Raw genomic sequence first — 19,846 nt, 5'->3', positions numbered from 1 at the left:
CGGCCGGGTCGATCTCACCATGCAGCCGCCATGCACGCTTGCGACGGCTCCGCTGGTGACGGTCTCGCGTTCGGAGTCGGGATTCGAGAAGATCACGCAGGCGGCCACCGTGACGCTCTCGTGGGACGTATCGCTCGCAGCGGGCGAGCGGGCCGAGCGCGCGATCAGTCTTTGTTGTGCGACAGCCAGATCATCAGGCCGACCTCATGCGGATGCGCCAGCAGCTCGTGGAACGGGTACATCCTGATCCGGTAGGTGACCAGCCCGCAGTGCTCGGGGCGCAGATCCAACGTGAAGCGATGCTCGCCCGCATCGAGCGGTCCGGCCTCGACGAATTGATACGAGTGGTCGCCGAACAGGCACTCGATGCGCACGTCCTGCGGCGCGAGGCCGTTGAGGTTGACGGCCGTCTCGATGCGCGCATGGCTGCCGAACGAGACGCGGCGCGGCGGCTCGTCGAGCAAGCGCATCCCGACGCCATCCCACTTCGCACGCACGTTGGCCTTCCATGCGGCTAGCTGCACGGCCGCCGCCCCGCCGGCAGCGGTGAGCTTGCGCCCGTGCTCGGCCGCGCGCTGATAGAACTTCTCCGTGTACTCGGCGACCATGCGCGACGCGGAAAAGCGCGGCAGCAGCGTGCGCATCGAGCGCTTGGACTTCTCGACCCAGCGTTTGGAATAGCCGAGCGCGTGCCGCTCGTAGTACAGCGGCAGCACTTCGTGTTCGATGATGTCGTACAGATTGGCGGCCTCCTCGCGATCGCGCCGCTCTATGTCGGCATTGACCGGGTACGGCCGGATGCCCCAGCCGTTATGCCCGTCGTAGCCTTCGCCCCACCAGCCATCGAGCACGCTCAAGTTGAGCACCGCGTTGATGCCGGCCTTTTGTCCGGACGTGCCGCTGGCTTCCAGCGGATAGCGCGGCGTGTTGAGCCAGACGTCGACCCCTGACACCATGTGGCGCGCCAGACTGAGATCGTAGCCTTCGACCAAGAGAATGCGGCCGTCGAACTGCGGCTCGCGCGAGGCTTCGTACAGTTTGCGGATCATGTCTTGGCCGGGCATATCCGCGGGATGCGCCTTGCCGGCGAAGATGAAGACGACGGGCCGCTCCGGGTCGTTGACGATGCGCGCGAAGCGTTCGGGATCGGTGAGCAGCAGCGTCGCGCGCTTGTACGTCGCGAAGCGGCGTGCGAAACCGACGAGCAGCACGTTCGGGTCGTCAGGATTGAGCAGCCGCAGCGTGCGCTCGATCTGCGTCTCGAACACGCCGTTGCGGCGGAACTGCGTGGTCAAGCGGTTGCGCAGCTCGGTGATGAGGTTCGCCTTGATCTGCTGGCGCACGCTCCAGAAGAGCTGGTCGGGGATGGTGTCGAGGCGATACCAGAATTCGGGATCCTTTTGCGCCCCGCGCCATTCGGCGCCGAGCGTCGTGTCGAACAGATTGACCCACTCGCGCGCAAGGAACGTGCCGACGTGCACGCCGTTGGTGACGTACGATAACGGGCTCTCATCGGGTGGCAGCTGCGGCCACATCGAGGCGAGCAGCTGGGCGGACACGTCGCGATGGATCCGGCTCACGCCGTTGTCGTAGCGCGACCCGCGTATCGCCAGCGCGGTCTGGTTGAAACCGCCTGGATCGCCCGGCTTGAGGCCCAACGCCGAGATGTCCTTGAGGCCGAGACCCATCTCTTTTGCGATGTCACCCAGATAGTGGTCGATCATCTCGATGCTGAAGACGTCATGCCCGGCCGGGACCGGGGTGTGCGTCGTGAAGACCGTCGCAGATGCCACCGCCTCGAGCGCGCTCGGCAGGTCGAGGCCGGAGGTGACGAATTCGCGGCAGCGTTCGAGCACCGAGAACGCGGCGTGGCCTTCGTTGATGTGCCAGACGGTTGGCTCAAGCCCGAGCGCGCGCAATGCGCGCACGCCGCCGATGCCCAACACGATCTCCTGTTTGATGCGCGTGTCTATGTCGCCGCCGTACAATTGATACGTGATGCGCCGATCGGCCTCCGCGTTCTCGGGCACGTCGCTGTCGAGCAGGATGAGCCGCACGCGCCCTGCTTCCGCGAGCCACGGCCGCAGCACGACCTCGCGCTGGCCGATGTTGACGCGCACGCGGATCTCTTCGCCGTCCGCGTCGCGCGGCAGCGAGACCGGAAGATCGGCGACGTCGGACGGCATGTAGGTGGCGTGCTGATTGCCGTCGCCGTCGATCGTCTGCTGGAAGTAGCCCTGGCGATAGAGCAGGCCGACCGCGACGAACGGCAGCCCCATGTCGCTGGCGGCCTTGCACTGGTCGGCCGCGAGGATGCCCAGGCCGCCCGAGTATATCTGGAAGCTTTCGTGAAACCCGAACTCCGCCGAGAAATACGCCACGAGATCGCTAGCACCCAGCGTCGCACCGTCGGCGCGCGGCGTCTCGCGCAAGTACGTGTCGAAACGAGAGACCGCGCGGTCGTATGAGTCGAGGTAGACCGGATCCTCAGCCGCCTGCTGCAGGCGGCGCTCCTCGACGCGGCGCAGAAAGACTTTGGGATTATGACCGACCGCTTCCCACAGCTGCGTGTTCAGCCGTGCGAAGAGCGAGCGCGTCGTCCGGTCCCAGCTGAAACGCAGGTTGTGCGCCAGCTCGCCAAGGCGTTCCAGCCGCTCCGGGATCTTTGGCTGGATCTCGATCGTGAACTCAGTAGCGGCCATGACCGACCTTCGAAAGCGCATCGCCTCGGACGCGCGGGCGGGCGTGATGAGCACGTTCTTTTGAACGCGCGCGCGCGCGCCCTTCGCGCCGCGTCCTTAATGAAGGGGGGTCCATGGAGCGGCTTCACATCGCAAGCGGCTCGCCGTGGGAGGGTCGCGTCGGCTACGCCCGGGCCGTACGGGCGGGCGCCCACGTGTTTGTGTCCGGTACCACCGGCACCGATGAGACCGGGTCGGTGGTCGCGTCCGACCCATACGCGCAGGCGAAAGCGGCGCTTGCTCGCATCGCGCACGCGCTGCACGAGGCCGGCGTCCGGCCGGAGGACGTCGTGCGAACACGCATCTACGTCACAGATATCGCAGCGCAATGGGAAGCGGTCGGCCGGGCGCACGCGGAGATGTTCGCCGGCGTTCGGCCCGCGTGCACGATGGTCGAGGTGAGGCGGCTGATCGCACCCGATGTGCTCGTGGAGATAGAGGCCGACGCCATCGTCGGGGGGGCATGAATGTCCCGCCGGGCCGCTGAAGTAGCCGCCCGTGAGGACCGCGACTCTGTGGCTGACCGCCCTCTCTATCGTGCTGGGCTTCATCACCGCGTACGCAGCATTGCATGGCGCCGGTGATGTGCTGGTCTACGTCCTGCTGTTCATGTTCGGCGGGCTTCTGGGCTACATCGGCCCGGACGCGCCATGGCGCTGGGCGCTGGTGCTGGGTATCTGGGTGCCCATCGCGGAGATCGTGTACCGCATGTCGCTGCCCTTCGGCGCGCCGTCTGCCGGGCAACTGTTGCAGCCGTTGATCGCGCTTGTGCCGCCGTTTCTCGGCGTGTACTCCGGCGCGATCCTGCACCGCTGGCTGCCGCCGCCTCCGCCGCCGGAGCTCGAATGAACGCCGATCTATCGAGGTTCAAATTCGTCCGGCCGGTCACAGTCGTCTTCCGCGACATCGACGGCCTTCGGCACGTCAATCACGCCGCATATCTGACCTATTGCGAGACCGCGCGCAACGAGTATTGGATGCGGGTGTGCGAGCTCTCCGGCGTCGAGGATTTCGATTTCGTGCTCGCAGAGCTGACCGTGCGCTATCATGCCGCGGCCAAGCTCGGGGATGAGCTGCTCGTCGGCTGCCGCGTCACCGACCTGCGCCGCTCGTCATTCCTGATGGAGCTGCAGATCGTGGACGCGAACTCGCACGCGCTCGTGGCCGAGGTCAATTCCGTCCAGGTGATGTACGATTTCGCAGCCGAGCGCTCGATCCCGATCTCGGACCTGCGCCGAGCGCAGGTCGAGGCGTTCGAAGGCAAGACGCTGACGACCGCTCCCAAACGCGCCACCAAGACCTGATGTAATTTCGCACTGATGTAGTCGCGCGCTCTTGAGCGCGGGCGCGCCTACACCCGCAGATTGACGCCCTTCTTGACCATCAAGTACGCGACGACGAACGCGATCACCGCAAGCGTGGTGACGACCGCTGCGTCGATCCATGGCGCGATATCCGACTGCCCGATGTAGCCGAAGCGCAAGCCGTCGACCATGTAGAGCATCGGGTTGAACAACGACACATGCTGCACGAGGGGCGGCAAGACGTGAATGCTGGAGAACACGCCGCCGACGTACGTCAGCGGCGTGATGAAGAAGGTCGTGACGATGGCCAGATTGTCGAACGTCTTGGCCAGCAGCGCGCCGATCATGCCGACCGACGAGAAGAGGAGCGCGGTGAAGAACATGAAGTACGCGAGCGCGAGACCGTTGCGCGGCTCGAGGTGCACGACGAGCAGCCCGATCAGCATGATCAGCCCGCCGATGACCACGCCGCGCAAGATGCTGCCGGTCAGATAGCCGAGCAGCAGCTCGAGATCCGACAGCGGCGCGATGAGCAGCTCCTGGATCGAGAGCTGAAAACGCTGTTGGAACAGCGAGGATGCCGCCTCGTCATAGCTCGACGAGATGACGTTGAGCATGACCAGGCCGGGCAGCAAGAACTGGACGTACGGCACGCCGCCCATCTGGCGCATCGACGAACTTAAGCCCACGCCGAAGATGAACAAGAAGAGCAGCGTCGTGATGATCGGCGGCCAGACGACTTGGTTGATGGTCATCATCGTGCGCTTGAACTCGCGCCGCACCAGCGTCGCGAAGCCGATCCAATTGCTCATGCCTCGGCGCCCTTGCCCACCAGTTCCAAGAACACGTCTTGCAGCGACCCGCGGCCGTGTTTGGCGATCAACGTGTCCTTGTCGGCGAGCGCCGCCAGCTTTCCGCGGTTGATGATGCCGATGCGCGAGCACAGCATCTCGACCTCTTCGAGGTAGTGCGAGGTCAAGAAGATCGTCATGCCGCCCGCGTTGATGCGCCGCAAGAACTCCCACAGCTCGATGCGCAGTTCGACGTCGAGTCCGGCGGTGGGCTCGTCGAGGATCAGCAGGCGCGGCTCGTGCACCAGCGCCCGCGCCAGCGCGAGGCGCCGTTTGAATCCGCCCGAGAGCTGCAGGTACGTCGACGTGCGGCGGTCGCTCAGCTCGAACTGCGCCATGAGCTCCTCGGCGCGCGGTTTCGCCCGCGACGGCGGGATGCCGTAGTAGCCGGCTTGATAGATGAGGATCTCTTCGACCGTCAGATAACGGTCGAAGTTGAACTCCTGCGGCGAGAGGCCGATGTACGAGCGCGCCGCGCGGAACTGCTTGACGGCGTCGGCGCCGAAGACGCTGATCGATCCGGATTGGAACGTCGCCAATCCGACGATCGCGTTGATGGTCGTCGTCTTGCCGGCGCCGTTGGGCCCGAGGAACCCGAAGAACTCGCCCGGCGCGACGTCGAACGAAAGGTCGTCGACGGCGACGACCGCGCCATAGCGCTTGACCAGGTTGCGAACGCAAACGGCGCCGCTGGTGGCGCCGTCGGATGGAGCGGTCGAATTCATTCGACCGAACTCAATAATAGAACCCCATTTGGAGTTTGACTTCGTCGCTGGCCATGGTGCGCGGATCCCACGGCGGCGAGAACGTCAGATCGACGTCGCATTCGGAGACGCCTGGGATCGCCATCACCGCTTGGTGCACCGCATTGACGAACATCGGACCCACTGGGCAGGCGGGCGTGGTGAGCGTCATCGTGACTTTCACCTTCGATCCGTCGACCGCGACGCCGTAGAGCAATCCGAGGCTCACCATGTCGAGGCCGATCTCGGGATCGACGACGCTGCGCAGCGCCTCGCGCACGACCTCTTCGGTGACGGGGTATTCAGCGGTCTCAGTCGCCGGAGCGGCCGAATTCACGGCAGGCGTTGGAGCGGTCGAATTCATTCGACCGTCCGCCGCTGCCGCAGTGGTCTCTTCGTCAGTCATGGGCTTAGGTGTTTAGGGGCGGGGAAGGCATGGTCCTGCGCGAAGCGCACGCGCGATGATGACCAAGACCCTGACGCTGGGCCACTCGCCCGACTCTGACGACGCATTTATGTTCTACGCTCTGGCCGCCGGCAAAGTCGGCGACGGCGCGCTCGCGTACGAGCATATCCTCAAAGATATCCAGACGCTCAATGAGTGGGCGCGCGAGGGCAAGCTCGACACGACGGCGATCTCGGTCCACGCCTACGCGTATGTCGCCGACAAGTACGCGATCCTCAATCATGGAGCGTCGATGGGCGAGCGCGACTACGGCCCGATGGTCGTCGCACGCGAGCAGATCGGGCTCGACGAGTTGCGCGGCGCGACCATCGCTGTCCCCGGGCTCATGACCAGCGCCTACCTCGCGCTGCGGCTTTGTGTCGGCGACTTCACGCCTGTCGTCATGCCGTTCGACCAGATCATGGAAGCCGTCGCCGCCGGAGATGCGCGCTACGGCCTGCTCATCCACGAGGGCCAGCTCACCCACGAGCAGCACGGTTTGCGCTCGATCGTCAACCTCGGCACGTGGTGGTTCGAGCAGACCGGCTTGCCGCTGCCGCTCGGGGTCAACACGATCAAGCGCTCGCTGCCGGACGACGTGAAAAAGCGCGCGTCGCGCGAGCTCAAAGCGAGCATCGAATACGGGCTGGCGCATCGAGACGAAGCGCTGGCCTGGGCGCTGCGTTACGCGCGCGGCATGGAGGCCAAGACGGCCGACACGTTCGTCGGCATGTACGTCAACCGGCGCACGGTCGATCTGGGCGAGGACGGCCGGGCAAGCATCAGGCTGTTCTTGGAACGCGGCGCGCAGGCCGGCGTGATCCCGGCTGTTGCGGATGTCGACTTCGTCGCGTAGCGCCGTGCCTCCGTATGACGTGATCATCGTCGGAGGCGGGGCGGCCGGACTCAATGCGGGGCTCGTGCTCGGGCGCGCCCGCCGCGACGTGCTGATCCTCGACGCAGGCAAACCTCGCAATGCGGTCGCCGAGCGGATGCACGGCTTCTTGTCGCGCGATGGCACGCCGCCGGCAAAGCTGCTCGATCTCGCCCGCGCCGAACTCAAACACTATCCGAACGTGAAGCTCGTCACGGCGACGGTCAAGCGCGCGAAGCGCACGGCCCACGGATTCGTGGTCACGGCGGAATCCCGCGAGCAGTTCGCCGGCAGGCGCCTGCTGCTCGCCAACGGGCTTCGGGATAGACTGCCCAGCATCAAGAATCTCGACAAGCTGTGGGGTAAGAGCGTCTTCGTCTGCCCGTTCTGCGACGGCTGGGAATTCCGCGATCGCAAGATCGCGGTGTACGGCAATGCGAAGGCGGCGGTCGGCCTCGCACAAGAGCTCTACGGTTGGAGCAAACACCTCACCGTGTGCACCGAGGACGGATCGCTGACCGTGAGTCCGAAACAGCGCCGTTGGCTCGAGGCGACGCACTGCCGGCTCATCAAGGGGCCGATCAGGCGGCTCGTCGGCAACGACAAGGGCGCGCTCAAAGAGCTCGAATTCGAAGACCGCAGGCGCATCGAGTGCGACGCGCTGTTCCTCTCTGCTCCGCTGCGCCAGAGCTGCGGGATCGCGAAGTCGCTCGGATGCAAAGCCGGTTGGTGGGGTTCCATCGTCGTCGATGACAAGGGCCGGACCAATATCCGCGGCTGCTACGCGGCCGGCGACGCGGTCACAAACGTGCATCAGGTGATCCTCGCGGCGTCGAGCGGCGTGCGCGCCGCGATGGCGATCTGCAGCGAGCTGCTCAGCGAAGAAGCAGATGCCCTCGCACGGACCACGCGTCGTGCTTCGTAGTATGGTTCGCTATCTCATTATCGGGCTTTCGCTTCTCGCGCTCCTTGCGAGCGTTTCGGCGGCAGCGACGACGCCGGCTCCGTCCGCTTCACCTGCGGCAGCAGGGAGTCCATCGGCGCCAAGCGCCGAAGCGACCGACCCGTACATCTGGCTCGAAGACGTGCACGGCGCCAAGGCGATGGCGTGGGTGGAGGCCGAGAACGCGAAGACGCTCGGCGTGCTCGAGAAGGATCCGCGTTTCGCCGAGTTTTACGCAAACGCGCTGAAGATCGCAGAAGCGAAGGATCGCATCCCGGCGCCGGAATTCATCCAGAGCCAGATTTTCAATTATTGGCAGGATAATAATCACGTGCGCGGGATCTGGCGGCGCACGACGCTCGCCGACTATTCCAAGACCTCGCCCGCGTGGGATACGGTCCTCGATCTCGATGCACTGGCAAAGTCCGAGAACGCCAATTGGGTGTGGCACGGCGCCGATTGCTACTGGCCTCAGGAACGGCGTTGTCTCCTCCACCTGTCCGACGGCGGCGAAGACGCGGACACCATCCGCGAATTCGATCTGACGAACGAGCAGTTCCCAGCCGGCGGTTTCGTCCTGCCGCGCGGCAAGCAAGACGTCGCCTGGGAAGACGGCGACACGCTGCTGGCAGCACGCGAATGGAACCCGGGCGAGATGACGACCTCCGGTTATCCATACGTCGTCAAGCGCCTCAAGCGGGGGCAGCCGCTCGCCGGCGCGACCGAAGTCTTCCGCGGAATGCCAAGCGACGTCGGCGTCTCACCGTTCGCGCTGCACGACGGCCAGGGACACCGTGCGGTGATGATCGTCCGCAATACGACATTTTTCACCAGCGAGTACTATCTGGTCACATCTGCCGGCACTCGCAAGTTAGAGGTCCCGCCCAAAGCGGACGTCAGCGCGATGATCGCGGGGCGCCTGCTCTTGCGTCTGCGGCAGGACTGGGCCGTGAACGGCACCGCGTTCATACAAGGCTCTCTCGTTTCACTCGATCTGGCCGCGGTGACGGCCGACCCTGAACACCTCGTGCCCACGCTCGTCTATGCCCCCGGCCCTCGCGAATCGCTCGACGGCGTCGACGATACGCGCGCACATCTGATCATCACCACGCTGGACAACGTGAGAGGTCGCGCCTACGTGTACACGCCGCTCGCGAACGGCGGCTGGTCGAAGCGGCAGCTGGCGCTTGCCGACAACTCCGCGATCTCGCTGGCAGCCGCCGATCAGCACGACGAGAACGCCTTCTTGTACGTGACGAGCTTCCTCACGCCCACGTCGCTGTGGCTCACCGACGCCGGCAGCGGATCGCTTGCCATGACAAAAGCGTCGCCGGCGAGATTCGACGCATCCGGCGACGTCGTCGAGCAGCACGAAGCGACGTCCGAAGACGGCACGCAGATCCCCTACTTCATCGTCCATCCAAAGCAGATGAAGCTCGACGGCTCGAATCCGACGATCCTGTACGCGTACGGTGGATTCCAGATCTCCGAGACCCCGGCGTACTCGGGGCTTCTCGGCAAGCTGTGGCTGGAGCGCGGCGGCGTCTACGTGCTGGCCAACATCCGCGGGGGCGGCGAATTCGGTCCGGCGTGGCACGATGCAGGTCTGACGGTGCACCGCCAACGCATCTACGATGATTTTGCAGCGGTCGCGCAAGACCTGATCGCGAGAAAGATCACCAGTCCTCGCCGGCTCGGCATCCAGGGCGGTTCGAACGGCGGCTTGCTGATGGGCGTCGAATTCACGCAGCATCCGGAATTGTGGAATGCCGTCGACATCCAGGTGCCGCTGCTCGACATGCTGCGCTACGAGCAGATCGCAGCCGGCGCTTCGTGGGTCGCCGAGTACGGCAGCGTCTCAAACCCGGAGCAGCGCGCGTTCCTGGCCTCGATCTCCCCGTACAACAATATCAAGCCCGGAGTCGCCTACCCGCAGCCGCTGATCTGGACGACGACCAAAGATGATCGCGTGGGCCCGCAGCACGCGCGCAAATTTGCGGCCAAGCTCCAGGCGATGGGCATCCCGTATTACTTCTATGAAGTGACCGAAGGCGGCCACGGCGCCGGCGCCAACCTCAACGAGCGAGCCCACACGACCGCGCTGGAGATGATCTACTTCACGCGCAAGCTCATGGACGACTGACGCTCCGTCTGTAATACAGCGTGCGTTTGCTCTCCGCGCTCAGACGTTTCTCAAGCGCGCGCTGATGTTCGGCGGACATCGGCGCGAACGCGCGTGCCGCACGCGCTGCTGCATGCACCTGCGCAACGTCGTCGCAGCCGATGATGGCGACCGATATCGGCGCCGACAGCGCGTAGTCGATCAGCGCCTCCACCGGCGGATCCTCCTTCATCCCCAAAAGCAAGCCCCGGCCGAGCACCTTCATCCCGATGATGCCCATGCCGCGCGCCGCCGCCTCCGGGATCACGACCGATGCGAACGAATCCACCGTCGCCTCGCACGGGTTGACCGGTAGCATCACCGTGTCGAACGCGAAGCGTTGGATCGCCGCGAGCATGACCTGTGGGTCGTAATGCCCGGTGATGCCGATGAAACGCGCCTTGCCCTCGCGCTTGGCACGCGCGAACGCGGCATACGTGCCGCGCTCGCCATCGAGCAGGTCGAGGTCCTCCTCGGTGCGTACGTCGTGCAACTGCCACAGATCCAGATGATCGGTGCGCATGTTCGCCAGCGTCTGATCGAGCGATTCGAGCGCGCCGGCGAACGAACGGTCGTGGGCTTTCGAACATAAGAAGATGTGGTCGCGAGCAGCTCCCAGTGCCGCGCCATAGTACTGCTCGCTTCCGGCGTACGCGCGAGCGCAATCGAAATACGTGACGCCTTCGTCAAGCGCGGCTTCGATGACGTCGCGAGCCTGCTCGTCGCGCGCGAACGAGCGCAATACGCCCTCGCCGCCGAGCCCCAGCGCGGTCACGAATTCGCCGGTCCGGCCGAGCGGCCGAACGGGCAGCGTTTCGCCGTCCATGCCGGCGCGTTCGCGCCTGCGCCGGTCGCCGCCTCGGCGATGAGGATACGATAAAGGAAGCAACTGGATGCGCGTCCGACGCAACGCTCGGGTTGCACGGGGCGTTATACTGGCGTATGATGTTTGGGATGTCGAACAGGATCATCGTTCGTTTCGCGAGCGGCCTCGTGGCCTTTGGGCTGGCGGCTGCTGTCGTCGGGTTGGCCGGCACGGCGGGGCCCGCCTGGCAGGCCGCTTTGCGGCCCAGCGGGGCGCTGTCTGTCGCCCTCGCCGCAGATACGAACTTCAACATCACCGGCGTCGTCCAGGGCGTATCGTACGATCAGAACGTGATCGAAGTGCTGGCAGCAGGCGTCAAGCAATCGATCCACGTGACGCCGACCACCTCCATCGCCAAGCACGGCGAGACGGGCAGCATTTCCGACATCCGCCCCGGCGCACACGTCGTCGTCACCGGCGTGGTGCAAAACGGTCAGCACGTCGCGGTCACGATAGAGATCAAGTAGTCACGGCCAATCGCGCGGCGCGAACCGCGCCGCCGAATTCACGCCATCCTCGCCGATCTCCAGCAACACCGCGCCCAATGTCAGTGCGCCTCGAGCCAGCTCGAAATGATGCGGCTCCCTGAACTCGCGCATCTCGCGTACGAAGAACTCCGGGGCGATGCCCTGCACGCCGCCCAGCGGCCCCACCATCCCGACCTCGGCCACGAATATGCTACCGCGCGCAAGCGTGTGCAGCAGCGACGTCGGCTCGTGCGTGTGCGTGCCGAGGACCGCGGCGACCCTGCCGTCGACCGCGTGCGCGAAGGTCTGTTTCTCGGTCACCGAGTCTGAATGGAAGTCCACGAGCACGCGAGCGTGCCCAAGCGCGAGCCCTTCGAACGCGGCAAGCGGATTCGACACGGTGTAGCGCTCTCCGGCCGCGGATTCTCCTATGAGATTGATGATCGTCAGCGGTTGCGAGCCGGCTGTGAACTCCACCACGCCGTGCCCCGGCAACGCGCCGACGACGTTATGCGGACGCAGCACGCGCGCTGAATCGAGCACGCTTTCGCGATCCGGCGCATCCCACGAGTGATTGCCGCCGGTGATCACGTCGACGCCTGCCTCGAGCAAAGCTTCGACTGCCTGCGCGCTCATGCCGAAGCCGGTCCTGGGGTCGGAAGGGCGGCTGACGACGGCGTTTTCGGCGTTGGCGACGACGGCGTCGATCGCGTGCTCGCGCCGCCAGCCTGGGATGCGCTCGCTCAGCGCGGCGACCGCGCGTGGCCCCACGATATCGCCGAAGAACAGAAGTCGCATGCCCTGTCGTTCGGGAACGCGGCCGCCAAGGACTGCTCCGGCGCTCGGATTAAGACCATGGGCTCGGAGGGACATATGTCAGAGACGTTCGTGGCTGCGGCGGTACGCAGCCCAATCGGCAAGTTCGGCGGCGCGCTCAAGGACGTGTCGCCGGTGGATCTCGGCGCACACGCTATGAAGGCCGTGCTTGACAAAGCGGGCGTGCGCGGCGACGACCTCGATCTATTCATCTTCGGCAACGTGCTGCGCGCCGGCTTCGGCCAATTGGTCCCCCGCCAAGCCGCTATCAAAGCGGGCATTCCCGACACGATTGACGGCTACGCGGTGGACATGGTCTGCGCGTCCGGCATGCAAGCCGTCATGAACGCGAGCAACCTCATCAAGCTCGACGATGCCGATGTCGTCCTCGCCGGCGGTTTCGAGTCGATGTCGCAAGCTGCATTCACCATCTCGGCCCGCGCGCGTTGGGGCTACAAGACGCTGCTCGGCGCGCCCGAGCAGGTCGGCGACGTCATGGTCGTCGACGGTCTCACCGATCCGCTGACCGGCGAGGGCATGGGCATCCAGACCGAACGGCTCGCGCGCGAGTTCGAGGTCACGCGCGACCAGCTCGACCAAATCGCGTTATGGTCGCAGCAGCGGGCGCACGCGGCGACGCAAAACGGCGCCTTCGCGCGCGAGATCGCTCCCGTCACGCTCGAAGGGCGCAAGGGCCCGACGGTCGTGGATCAAGATGAAGGCATCCGAGCCGACACGACGGCGCAAGGGCTCGCTTCGCTGCGCCCTGCGTTTTCCAAAGACGGGGTGCTCACCGCCGGCAACTCGAGCCAGCTCTCCGACGGATCGTCGGCGCTCGTGCTGGCCAGCGCGGCAGGTGTGAAAAAGCACAGCCTTGAGCCGCAAGCGCGCATCCTAGGCGCGGCCTGGGCCGCCGGCCCCGGCTATCGGTTCCCAGAAGCGCCGGTGCCCGCGGTGAAGCGGCTGCTCGAGAAGCTGCACATGAAGATCGACGACTTCGACCTGTTCGAGAACAACGAAGCCTACGCGCTCAACAACGTGCTCTATCACGAGCTGCTCGACGTGCCCTACGAGAAGCTCAACGTGAATGGGGGCGCCATCGCGCTCGGCCATCCGCTCGGATCGTCCGGCTCGCGCATCATCGTGACGCTGCTCAACGCGTTGTCGCAGTCGGGCGGCAAGCGCGGTATCGCCTCTATCTGTCACGGGACCGGCGGGGCGACGGCGATCGCGCTCGAGCGCGTGTGAGGTGAAGGCGCCGGAGATCGGAGCCAGCGCCCAGATCAGCAAGACCATCGACGAGGCGGCCGTCGCCGCCTTTGCCGCCGTCTCGGGCGACACCAATCCGATGCACCTGTCCGCGGACTTCGCGCGCCACACCCGCTACAAACGTCCGATCGCGCACGGCATGCTCACCGCGACGCTCATCTCCGCGGTCATCGGCACCAAGCTTCCAGGTCCGGGCTGCATCTACGTTTCGCAAACGCTCTATTTCCGCAGGCCTGTCTTCGTCGGCGATCGCATCACCGCGACGGTGACCGTCACCGCGATCGCGGCCGACGAGCCGCTCCTCACCCTGCGCACGCAATGCGCGAATCAAGCCGCTCACATCGTGCTCGACGGCGAGGCGCGCGTGCTGTTGGACGATCTTGCTGACGCTTGACGAGGCACAGGTCGCCTCGCTGTTCACCATGCAGGACGCGATCGACACGGTCGAGCGGGCGCTGCACGCCCAAGCGGAGCGGCGCGCGATCTTCCCGCTGCGCGGCGTCGTCGCCAACTCAGATGGTCTGCTCGCCTCGATGCCGGGTACGATCGCATCCGATCCGGCAGCGCTCGGCTCGAAGCTGGTCAGCGTCTTCGCAGGCAACGCGCAACGCGGCGAGCACACGCACCAAGCGCTGATCGCGCTCTTCGATCCCAGCACAGGTCGGCCCGCCGCGCTCATGGATGGCCGGCTGATCACCGAGTTGCGCACCGCCGCGGTGTCCGCGGTCGCCACGCGCGCGCTGGCCGCCGAGACGGCGCGCACGCTTGCGATCATCGGGACCGGCGTACAGGCGCTCGCACATGCGCGCGCACTCGCTCTCGTGGCGAACCTGGACGACATCCGCGTGTGGGGGCACAACCGTCTGCGCGCGGAGACGCTCGTGCGCCAGCTGTGCGCGGAGGGCATGCAGGCGCGCGCGCCGGACACAAGCGACGAGGCGTGCCGCGATGCCCACATCGTCTGCACGGTGACGTCGTCCCCCGTGCCGGTCGTCAGCAGCGGCAGCATCGCTCCGGGCACCCACGTCAATGCGGTCGGCGCATGCACGCCGCACGCGCGCGAGATCCCGCCCGAGCTGATGGCGCTCGCATCGATCTTCGTCGACTCGATCGACGGCGCGCTGCACGAGGCGGGCGACATCGTCCTCGCGATGCGCGATGGCGCCCTACCCGCCGCGCCACGGCTGACGTTGCTGTGCGACGTCGTCGCGGGCAGGACGGTCGGGCGCACCGCGCCGGAGGAGATCACGCTGTTCGAATCGCTCGGCATCGCGATCGAGGACCTCGCGTGCGCGGCGCTGGTCTACGAGCGCGCCGTCGAGCGCGGCACCGGTACCACCGTCGACCTCTAGGTCCCCGAACCGCCCCCGATGTGAAGCACGTACTTCAGCACGAAGCGGTCGAGCTGCGACGTCGTCTGCGGTGTGCCCCACTCGACATACAGCTCGTTGCCGTTGATGAACTTGCGATGGTACGCGGCCGCGAAGTTGACGGCGGTCGGCGAATATCCCGTGCCTGAGATCGTCCGATATGCGAGCGAGACGTTGGAGTCCGGCCCGAGGCTATAACCGAGGTTCACGCGGCGCAGCGACTGCTGCACGTAGCAGCCGGTGAAGAAGCAGCGGGAGCTGTCTCCCGCATAGCCCGCGCCTAGATTCCAGCGCGCGTTCAACTGGTCCGCGACGTCGATCGTGACCTCATTGAAATAGAAGGAGGAGTACGTCGTCTGCTGGACTCCGCCCGGTGCGAGGAAACCGGCGTTCGGCCCGTAGGTCCAGCCGGCGTCGATCGACTGCGGCGTGCCGTCGCGGTAGTTGAGCCCGAAGAAGTTGGTGTGCGACGCGAACGTCTGTCCGTTGAGGTAGACGGGGTAGCCGATGTCGTATTGGCGGATCGAGCTGTCGAGCGGTCCGGCGCTGAACGACAGCAGATCGCGCAGTTGAGCCTGCACGAACCAGCTGTACTCGCTGTAGTGCACGTTGCCCGACTCGTCGAGATAGCGCTCCGCGTTGAAACTCGCGCTGTAGGACTTGAATGGGCTGCCCGGCTTGCCTTGGCCGACGGCGCTGGCAGTGAAGGCCGGTCCGCGGATGTCGTCGATCAGGGTAAAGCCGTCCACCGGCGCATAGTAGGGCTGGACGTCGCGGTATGCCGCAGCGACGCTGTAGTGGGCGCGGTTGACCGCCTCGAAGACGATGAAGTTATGGCCCTTAGCGGCGTCGGGCACGTACTGCCCGGTCTCGGTCGCGTAGTCGAACGCCTCCTCGACGCCGGTCTTCAGGCTCGAGATGCGCGTGCCGAACTCGAACAGCGAATCGGTGCATGACGTCAGTTCGACTGCGTTGACGAACGGGCACGGCGTCACGCTCGAGCCGTTGTCCGTGTGGTGCGCCTCGACGCCGTTGAACCAGTAGCGCGAGGCCTGATCGGCGGTGCGATGGTTGAAACCGTACGCCTCGTCGTTGAAGCCCGGGCCGACGGCGGCCAGCGCGCCGATCGCGTTGAGGCCCGCCGTGCCCTCCACCTTTGCGCCGCCGTTGAACTGTCCGATCGAGGGCGTGTAGAACGGTTCGTCGGACGGCCCGTTGATGCCGAACTGCACGTTGGGGGTGAGAAAGCTCTCGCCCTCGGAGAAGAACGGGCGGTATTCGGTCAGTGCGCGCTGGAACTGCTGCGGCGTGATCGTCTGTTGATCGGACTCGACGTTGGAGTAGTCCGGGTTGACGGTGCCGACCAGCGCAAGCGTGTCGGTGAATGGTATCGCGCCGTCGACGCCCAGGTGTGGGGCGTGCGATGGACCTGCCGTGCCGTTGAGCTGCGGGAAGACGTTGCGGTCGGCCCCCGCGCTTGCCAGCCCGAAGATGTTCGCATATGGCGACGGACGCGCGGAGAGCGCCTTGAAAGAAAGCCCGGTCCAATACGGCCAATACGTCGAATCCTCGATGGCGTCCATCTGCCGCTCGTAGGCCCACGTGAGATCCTCATCCGAGGACGACAGGTGGCGCGATAGATTGATGCGCCAGGAACCCGGCGACGCGCGCAGATCCTTGAGCGGGATGACCATGACCGCGTTCCACGAACTTCCGTCGATCTTCGCCGCCGTCTGCCAGGACGGGTTGTAGCGATTGGATTCGCTTGACGTCGCGTACTGGACGCCTTTGGGCGTAGTGCTGAATTCGTAGACGCGCGATCCGTTGCCGCTCGGGTCGATGCTGATCGTGACGTAGTCGTCGAGTCCTTCGCCGATGTTGTTGGTCGTCTGGCTTGCGACGATCGGCGCGCCGGGCTGCTCGCAATGAAAGGCGACGTACAGATCGGTGTCGTCATAGAGCACGTAGCCCACGGTCTTCATCGCCGCCGGCCGCTGCGTGGTGAAATTGTAGAAGTCGTCGGCCAGGCGGCCGCTTTGCCATTGCGGATCGGTGAGCGAAGCGTCGGGCGGGAGCGGGGCGGTCGCGCGCGCCGCGGGGACTTTGGTCAGCCGGTCAACGGTCGCGAACGCGCCGCTCGCGCCCGCGCCGAAGCAGAAAACGGCGAATGCAACTCCAGCCAAGACGGATCGGAACGACATGCCCCTGCGCGTGATCCTTCGCCGTGATCGTGCTACTGCATATACGGCGGCCTGCGCCGCGATGTTTCAGCCTCCCCGTTCATTTGGGCGGCGGCCCGGTGGTCACTTGGACCAGGTCGGGCACGCGCACCCACTTCGCGAAGGCATCGCGGATCTGTTCTGCAGACGTGGCCGCATAGCGGTTCGCAGCGCGCGTCGGCTCGTCCAACGGCAGATCCAACAGCGCCCGGCGCAACATCCCGCCCGCAACGCTTTGCTCGCTGGATTCGGAAAGGGTCAGATCCGCGAGCAGGCCAGCCTTGGAGCGCTGCAGTTCTTCAGGCGTCACCAGCGCGGTCTGCATGTCATGCACGTCGCTTTCGATGAGCGCCCGCGCCTTGGACACATTGGGCGGGTCGCAGCCGTAGCCGACCTCGAACGTGCTGCGCGTCTTGCCGATGTCAAAGCCTTGCTGGACGAAGTAGACCAGCGAGCCTTTGACCCGCAGATCGCTGTAGAGCCGCGACGAGAAAGACGCGCCGCCGAGGATCGATCCGCCTAGCTGCAGCGGGTAATAGTCTGGATCGCTGCGCAGCACGCCGATCGTCTCCTTGAGCGTGACCGTGTCTTGCACGCGTCCGGTCGCAGGCACGTCGGCGGCTGAGGCCACGTTGTTGGGAGCGGCCGGATAATCGGTAGCCGGCGTGGGTCCGGTCGCGCTCCAGGACCCAAACCATTTCTCGACCGACGCTTTGGCCTCGTCGGGCGTTATGTCTCCGATGACGACGATCGTGGTGAGATCGGGGCGGAAGACGACTCCATAGTACGCTTTGACGTCGTCGAGCGTCAGCGCTTTGACGCTGTCGACCGTCGGTTCGCGCTGCTGCGGGTCCGCCGGCGGATACAGCGCTTTGACGAGCGCCACGTCGGTGAGATAGTCGGGGCTCTTGAGCTGGCCGTCGACAAAACCGGCGGTCTGCTGCTGCACGATCGTGAACGCTTGCGCCGGCAGCGCCGGGTGGAGCTCACCATCGGCCAGCAGCTCCATGCCGCGATCGAACTTCGACGAGAGCACGGTCAGCGCGAAGTCGGTGCCGAGCGACGTATTGGCGGCGATGTCGTCGAGCGCTTTGCGATAGGCAAGGCGGTCTAGCGAGGTCGTGCCGTACTCGAACAGCCCGTCGAGCACGCCGTCGACGCCTTCTTGGCCAGTCGGCGCCTCAAGGTCTGGGTTGTTCTTCACCGCGCCGACCACCGTGACGGTCGGCGTGATCGTCTCGGTCTGCACGATGAGCCGCAGCCCGTTAGGCAGCGTGATCGCAGTCGGGTTGAGGGTGGATTGCGGCACGCTGACCGTCGCCAGCAGACCCTGGGCCCACGCAGGCAGCGTGGTCTTCACCGGGCTGGCCGGCGCGAAAGATTCCGCGCCGCCGAATCCTTTGGACGCGCTCGGTTGTCCGGCGGGTTTCGGATTGAGTATGCCGACGAGCGCGGTCGAGTTGTCGAAATACTTGCGCAGCACTCGGTTGACGTCATCGACGGTGACCTTTTGCAGCTTGTTCACGTCGTCGTCGGGCGACGACACGCCCTCGACCGCGACCGCGTCGACCCACGCGCTGGCTAGCCCGGAGATCGAGTTGCGATTGAATTCGACTTGCGCCACAGCCTGGCGCTTGGCCGCGTCGACCAGGTCGGGCGGCACGCCGTTTTTCTTGTACGCGTCGATCGAGCTCTTGAGGGTGGCGACGATCGCCGGCATATCGGCGCCCGGCGGCATGGCCGCGTACGTGAAGCCCGAGCTCGCTTTGGGCAGCGGATCGCCCGGGAAATACCCCGCCTGTAATGCCTTGCCTTGCATGCCCAGCGCGTAGAGATCGCCGCGCTGGCTTGCGAGCACGGCGCCCAGAATGCGCGTCGCAGCGCTATCCGGGCTGTCGAGCCCGGGCAGGCGATACCCGACGAAGGCGATGGCGAATGGTTGATCGCTGTCGAGTGTGATGGTCTGCGCTTTGAGCGGCTGCAGATGCACCGCGGGCCGCGCCGGCACCGCATGCGACGTGATCGGTGAGAAAAGCGTCTTGATCGAGGCCAGCGTCGCCTGCGGATCTATGTCGCCGGCGATGACCAGCACCGCGTTGTTCGGCTGGTACCAGGTTCCGTAGAACGTCTTGAGCATCGCGCCCGTCGTCTTGTCGAACGAGGATCGCGTGCCCAGCGCGTCGTGCTCGTAGGGCGTGCCGGCGAACATATGCGACTGCGCTTGCGAGAAAAAGCGATAGAAGGGATTGGAAAGATCCCGCGCGACCTCTTGTTCGATTGCGCCGCGCTCTTGCGCCCATTCGTCTTGCGCGTCGAGCACGCCGTGCGCTTGCAGCGCGAAGACCTTCAGCGCGTAGGGCAGATCTTTGGCCGGCACGGTGTAGTAGTATTGCGTGATCGTGTTCTGGGTCTCCGCATCGCTGTCCGATCCCATCAACGTGCCGATGTCCGCGAGCTGACTCGCGCTCAAGCCCTTGAAACTGCGCCCGAACGCCATGTGCTCTTGCGCGTGCGCCATGCCGGGGAAGCCGGCCGGCGCCTCATCCGAGCCCACGAGGTAGACCATGTCCGCCGTCACAGCCGGTGCGAGCGCGTCGCGCACGATGATGACGCGCAAGCCGTTCGACAGCGTCGCGCGCAGGGTGCTCGCGCTTGCATCGGCAGACGCGCGCTCAGGCAGGGTCTCGAGCACGCAGAGCGCCGCGCATGCGCAGGCAAGGGCTATCGAGAGTCGGTTCAAGCGATGGTTCTCCTCAAGAGGGAGCGGGACGAGCGCTC

The 19,846-nt window shown here is 65.6% G+C and carries 18 protein-coding genes; 10 read left to right on the top strand and 8 right to left on the bottom strand.

Annotated features, from left to right (window positions below; genetic code table 11):
- Positions 1-164 precede the first annotated feature (164 nt).
- Complete coding sequence (gene glgP / locus VKF82_05440) at positions 165-2,702, bottom strand: alpha-glucan family phosphorylase (GenBank protein HME81500.1); 2,538 nt, start codon at positions 2,700-2,702, stop codon at positions 165-167.
- Between the two features lie 113 nt (positions 2,703-2,815).
- Between glgP and VKF82_05435 the strand changes: the two genes are divergently transcribed.
- Genes VKF82_05435 through VKF82_05425 form a run of 3 tightly spaced genes read left to right on the top strand, consistent with a single transcriptional unit; the run spans position 2,816 to position 4,045 of the window.
- Positions 2,816-3,208, top strand: coding sequence for a RidA family protein (locus VKF82_05435; GenBank protein HME81499.1), 393 nt, complete (start codon positions 2,816-2,818; stop codon positions 3,206-3,208).
- Between the two features lie 31 nt (positions 3,209-3,239).
- Positions 3,240-3,590: a hypothetical protein gene (locus VKF82_05430; GenBank protein HME81498.1), complete on the top strand. Its 351-nt coding sequence runs from the start codon at positions 3,240-3,242 to the stop codon at positions 3,588-3,590.
- On the top strand, positions 3,587-4,045 hold the full coding sequence (locus tag VKF82_05425; GenBank protein ID HME81497.1) for a thioesterase family protein: 459 nt from the start codon (positions 3,587-3,589) through the stop codon (positions 4,043-4,045). Before VKF82_05430 ends, VKF82_05425 begins: the two co-directional genes overlap by 4 nt.
- 47 nt (positions 4,046-4,092) lie before the next feature.
- Here VKF82_05425 and VKF82_05420 read toward each other — a convergent pair whose 3' ends face one another.
- The 3 genes from VKF82_05420 to VKF82_05410 are packed head-to-tail and all read right to left on the bottom strand — an operon-like array spanning position 4,093 to position 6,045.
- On the bottom strand, positions 4,093-4,857 hold the full coding sequence (locus tag VKF82_05420; GenBank protein HME81496.1) for an ABC transporter permease: 765 nt from the start codon (positions 4,855-4,857) through the stop codon (positions 4,093-4,095).
- Positions 4,854-5,621: an ABC transporter ATP-binding protein gene (locus VKF82_05415; GenBank protein ID HME81495.1), complete on the bottom strand. Its 768-nt coding sequence runs from the start codon at positions 5,619-5,621 to the stop codon at positions 4,854-4,856. The genes VKF82_05420 and VKF82_05415 overlap by 4 nt, the downstream gene beginning before the upstream one ends.
- A gap of 10 nt (positions 5,622-5,631) precedes the next feature.
- The gene (locus VKF82_05410; GenBank protein HME81494.1) at positions 5,632-6,045 is read right to left on the bottom strand and encodes a metal-sulfur cluster assembly factor; all 414 of its coding nucleotides are present in this window, start codon (positions 6,043-6,045) and stop codon (positions 5,632-5,634) included.
- A 55-nt stretch (positions 6,046-6,100) separates the two neighbouring features.
- Between VKF82_05410 and VKF82_05405 the strand changes: the two genes are divergently transcribed.
- From VKF82_05405 to VKF82_05395, 3 genes are read left to right on the top strand one after another with little or no spacing between them, the layout of a single operon-like run.
- Positions 6,101-6,940, top strand: coding sequence for an MqnA/MqnD/SBP family protein (locus VKF82_05405; GenBank protein HME81493.1), 840 nt, complete (start codon positions 6,101-6,103; stop codon positions 6,938-6,940).
- A gap of 19 nt (positions 6,941-6,959) precedes the next feature.
- Entirely contained in the window at positions 6,960-7,883 is a 924-nt protein-coding gene (locus VKF82_05400) for an NAD(P)/FAD-dependent oxidoreductase (GenBank protein HME81492.1), read from the top strand.
- Positions 7,873-10,044 carry a prolyl oligopeptidase family serine peptidase gene (locus VKF82_05395; protein ID HME81491.1) on the top strand — a complete coding sequence of 724 codons (2,172 nt, stop codon included), beginning with the start codon at positions 7,873-7,875 and terminating at the stop codon, positions 10,042-10,044. The genes VKF82_05400 and VKF82_05395 overlap by 11 nt, the downstream gene beginning before the upstream one ends.
- Here the strand turns inward: VKF82_05395 and VKF82_05390 are convergent.
- Positions 10,031-10,888, bottom strand: coding sequence for an aldo/keto reductase (locus VKF82_05390; protein ID HME81490.1), 858 nt, complete (start codon positions 10,886-10,888; stop codon positions 10,031-10,033). The two genes, VKF82_05395 and VKF82_05390, sit on opposite strands and share 14 nt — an antisense overlap.
- A gap of 128 nt (positions 10,889-11,016) precedes the next feature.
- On the opposite strand from VKF82_05390, the gene VKF82_05385 reads away from it, so the two are divergent.
- Positions 11,017-11,394, top strand: coding sequence for a hypothetical protein (locus tag VKF82_05385; GenBank protein ID HME81489.1), 378 nt, complete (start codon positions 11,017-11,019; stop codon positions 11,392-11,394).
- On the opposite strand, the gene VKF82_05380 is transcribed toward VKF82_05385, so the two are convergent.
- Positions 11,395-12,192 (bottom strand): YmdB family metallophosphoesterase, encoded by a 798-nt coding sequence (locus tag VKF82_05380; protein ID HME81488.1) that lies wholly within the window; start codon positions 12,190-12,192, stop codon positions 11,395-11,397. It lies immediately after the preceding gene.
- 75 nt (positions 12,193-12,267) lie between these two features.
- Between VKF82_05380 and VKF82_05375 the strand changes: the two genes are divergently transcribed.
- From VKF82_05375 to VKF82_05365, 3 genes are read left to right on the top strand one after another with little or no spacing between them, the layout of a single operon-like run.
- Positions 12,268-13,458: a thiolase family protein gene (locus tag VKF82_05375; GenBank protein HME81487.1), complete on the top strand. Its 1,191-nt coding sequence runs from the start codon at positions 12,268-12,270 to the stop codon at positions 13,456-13,458.
- A 1-nt stretch (position 13,459) separates the two neighbouring features.
- The gene (locus tag VKF82_05370) at positions 13,460-13,873 is read left to right on the top strand and encodes a MaoC family dehydratase (GenBank protein HME81486.1); all 414 of its coding nucleotides are present in this window, start codon (positions 13,460-13,462) and stop codon (positions 13,871-13,873) included.
- A complete protein-coding gene (locus tag VKF82_05365) occupies positions 13,860-14,831 on the top strand; it encodes an ornithine cyclodeaminase family protein (protein HME81485.1) in 972 nt (323 codons plus the stop codon). The genes VKF82_05370 and VKF82_05365 overlap by 14 nt, the downstream gene beginning before the upstream one ends.
- On the opposite strand, the gene VKF82_05360 is transcribed toward VKF82_05365, so the two are convergent.
- Together VKF82_05360 and VKF82_05355 are read right to left on the bottom strand one after the other, a co-directional pair.
- Positions 14,828-17,050: a hypothetical protein gene (locus VKF82_05360; GenBank protein HME81484.1), complete on the bottom strand. Its 2,223-nt coding sequence runs from the start codon at positions 17,048-17,050 to the stop codon at positions 14,828-14,830. The two genes, VKF82_05365 and VKF82_05360, sit on opposite strands and share 4 nt — an antisense overlap.
- A 79-nt stretch (positions 17,051-17,129) precedes the next feature.
- Positions 17,130-19,808 (bottom strand): pitrilysin family protein, encoded by a 2,679-nt coding sequence (locus tag VKF82_05355; protein HME81483.1) that lies wholly within the window; start codon positions 19,806-19,808, stop codon positions 17,130-17,132.
- Positions 19,809-19,846 lie beyond the last annotated feature (38 nt).

Source organism: Candidatus Eremiobacteraceae bacterium (assembly GCA_035314825.1).
In the GTDB taxonomy this organism is placed as follows: Bacteria; Vulcanimicrobiota; Vulcanimicrobiia; order Eremiobacterales; family Eremiobacteraceae; genus JAFAHD01.
This window is presented reverse-complemented; position numbering and strand designations above follow the sequence as displayed.

Excerpts from the sequence above, each read along its gene's own strand:
- glgP (HME81500.1), bottom strand. The coding sequence starts at position 2,702 with ATGGCCGCTACTGAGTTCACGATCGAGATCCAGCCAAAGATCCCGGAG.
- VKF82_05435 (HME81499.1), top strand. The coding sequence starts at position 2,816 with ATGGAGCGGCTTCACATCGCAAGCGGCTCGCCGTGGGAGGGTCGCGTC.
- VKF82_05425 (HME81497.1), top strand. The coding sequence starts at position 3,587 with ATGAACGCCGATCTATCGAGGTTCAAATTCGTCCGGCCGGTCACAGTC.
- VKF82_05420 (HME81496.1), bottom strand. The coding sequence starts at position 4,857 with ATGAGCAATTGGATCGGCTTCGCGACGCTGGTGCGGCGCGAGTTCAAG.
- VKF82_05415 (HME81495.1), bottom strand. The coding sequence starts at position 5,621 with ATGAATTCGACCGCTCCATCCGACGGCGCCACCAGCGGCGCCGTTTGC.
- VKF82_05410 (HME81494.1), bottom strand. The coding sequence starts at position 6,045 with ATGACTGACGAAGAGACCACTGCGGCAGCGGCGGACGGTCGAATGAAT.
- VKF82_05405 (HME81493.1), top strand. The coding sequence starts at position 6,101 with ATGATGACCAAGACCCTGACGCTGGGCCACTCGCCCGACTCTGACGAC.
- VKF82_05390 (HME81490.1), bottom strand. The coding sequence starts at position 10,888 with ATGGACGGCGAAACGCTGCCCGTTCGGCCGCTCGGCCGGACCGGCGAA.
- VKF82_05385 (HME81489.1), top strand. The coding sequence starts at position 11,017 with ATGTCGAACAGGATCATCGTTCGTTTCGCGAGCGGCCTCGTGGCCTTT.
- VKF82_05380 (HME81488.1), bottom strand. The coding sequence starts at position 12,192 with ATGCGACTTCTGTTCTTCGGCGATATCGTGGGGCCACGCGCGGTCGCC.
- VKF82_05375 (HME81487.1), top strand. The coding sequence starts at position 12,268 with ATGTCAGAGACGTTCGTGGCTGCGGCGGTACGCAGCCCAATCGGCAAG.
- VKF82_05360 (HME81484.1), bottom strand. The coding sequence starts at position 17,050 with ATGTCGTTCCGATCCGTCTTGGCTGGAGTTGCATTCGCCGTTTTCTGC.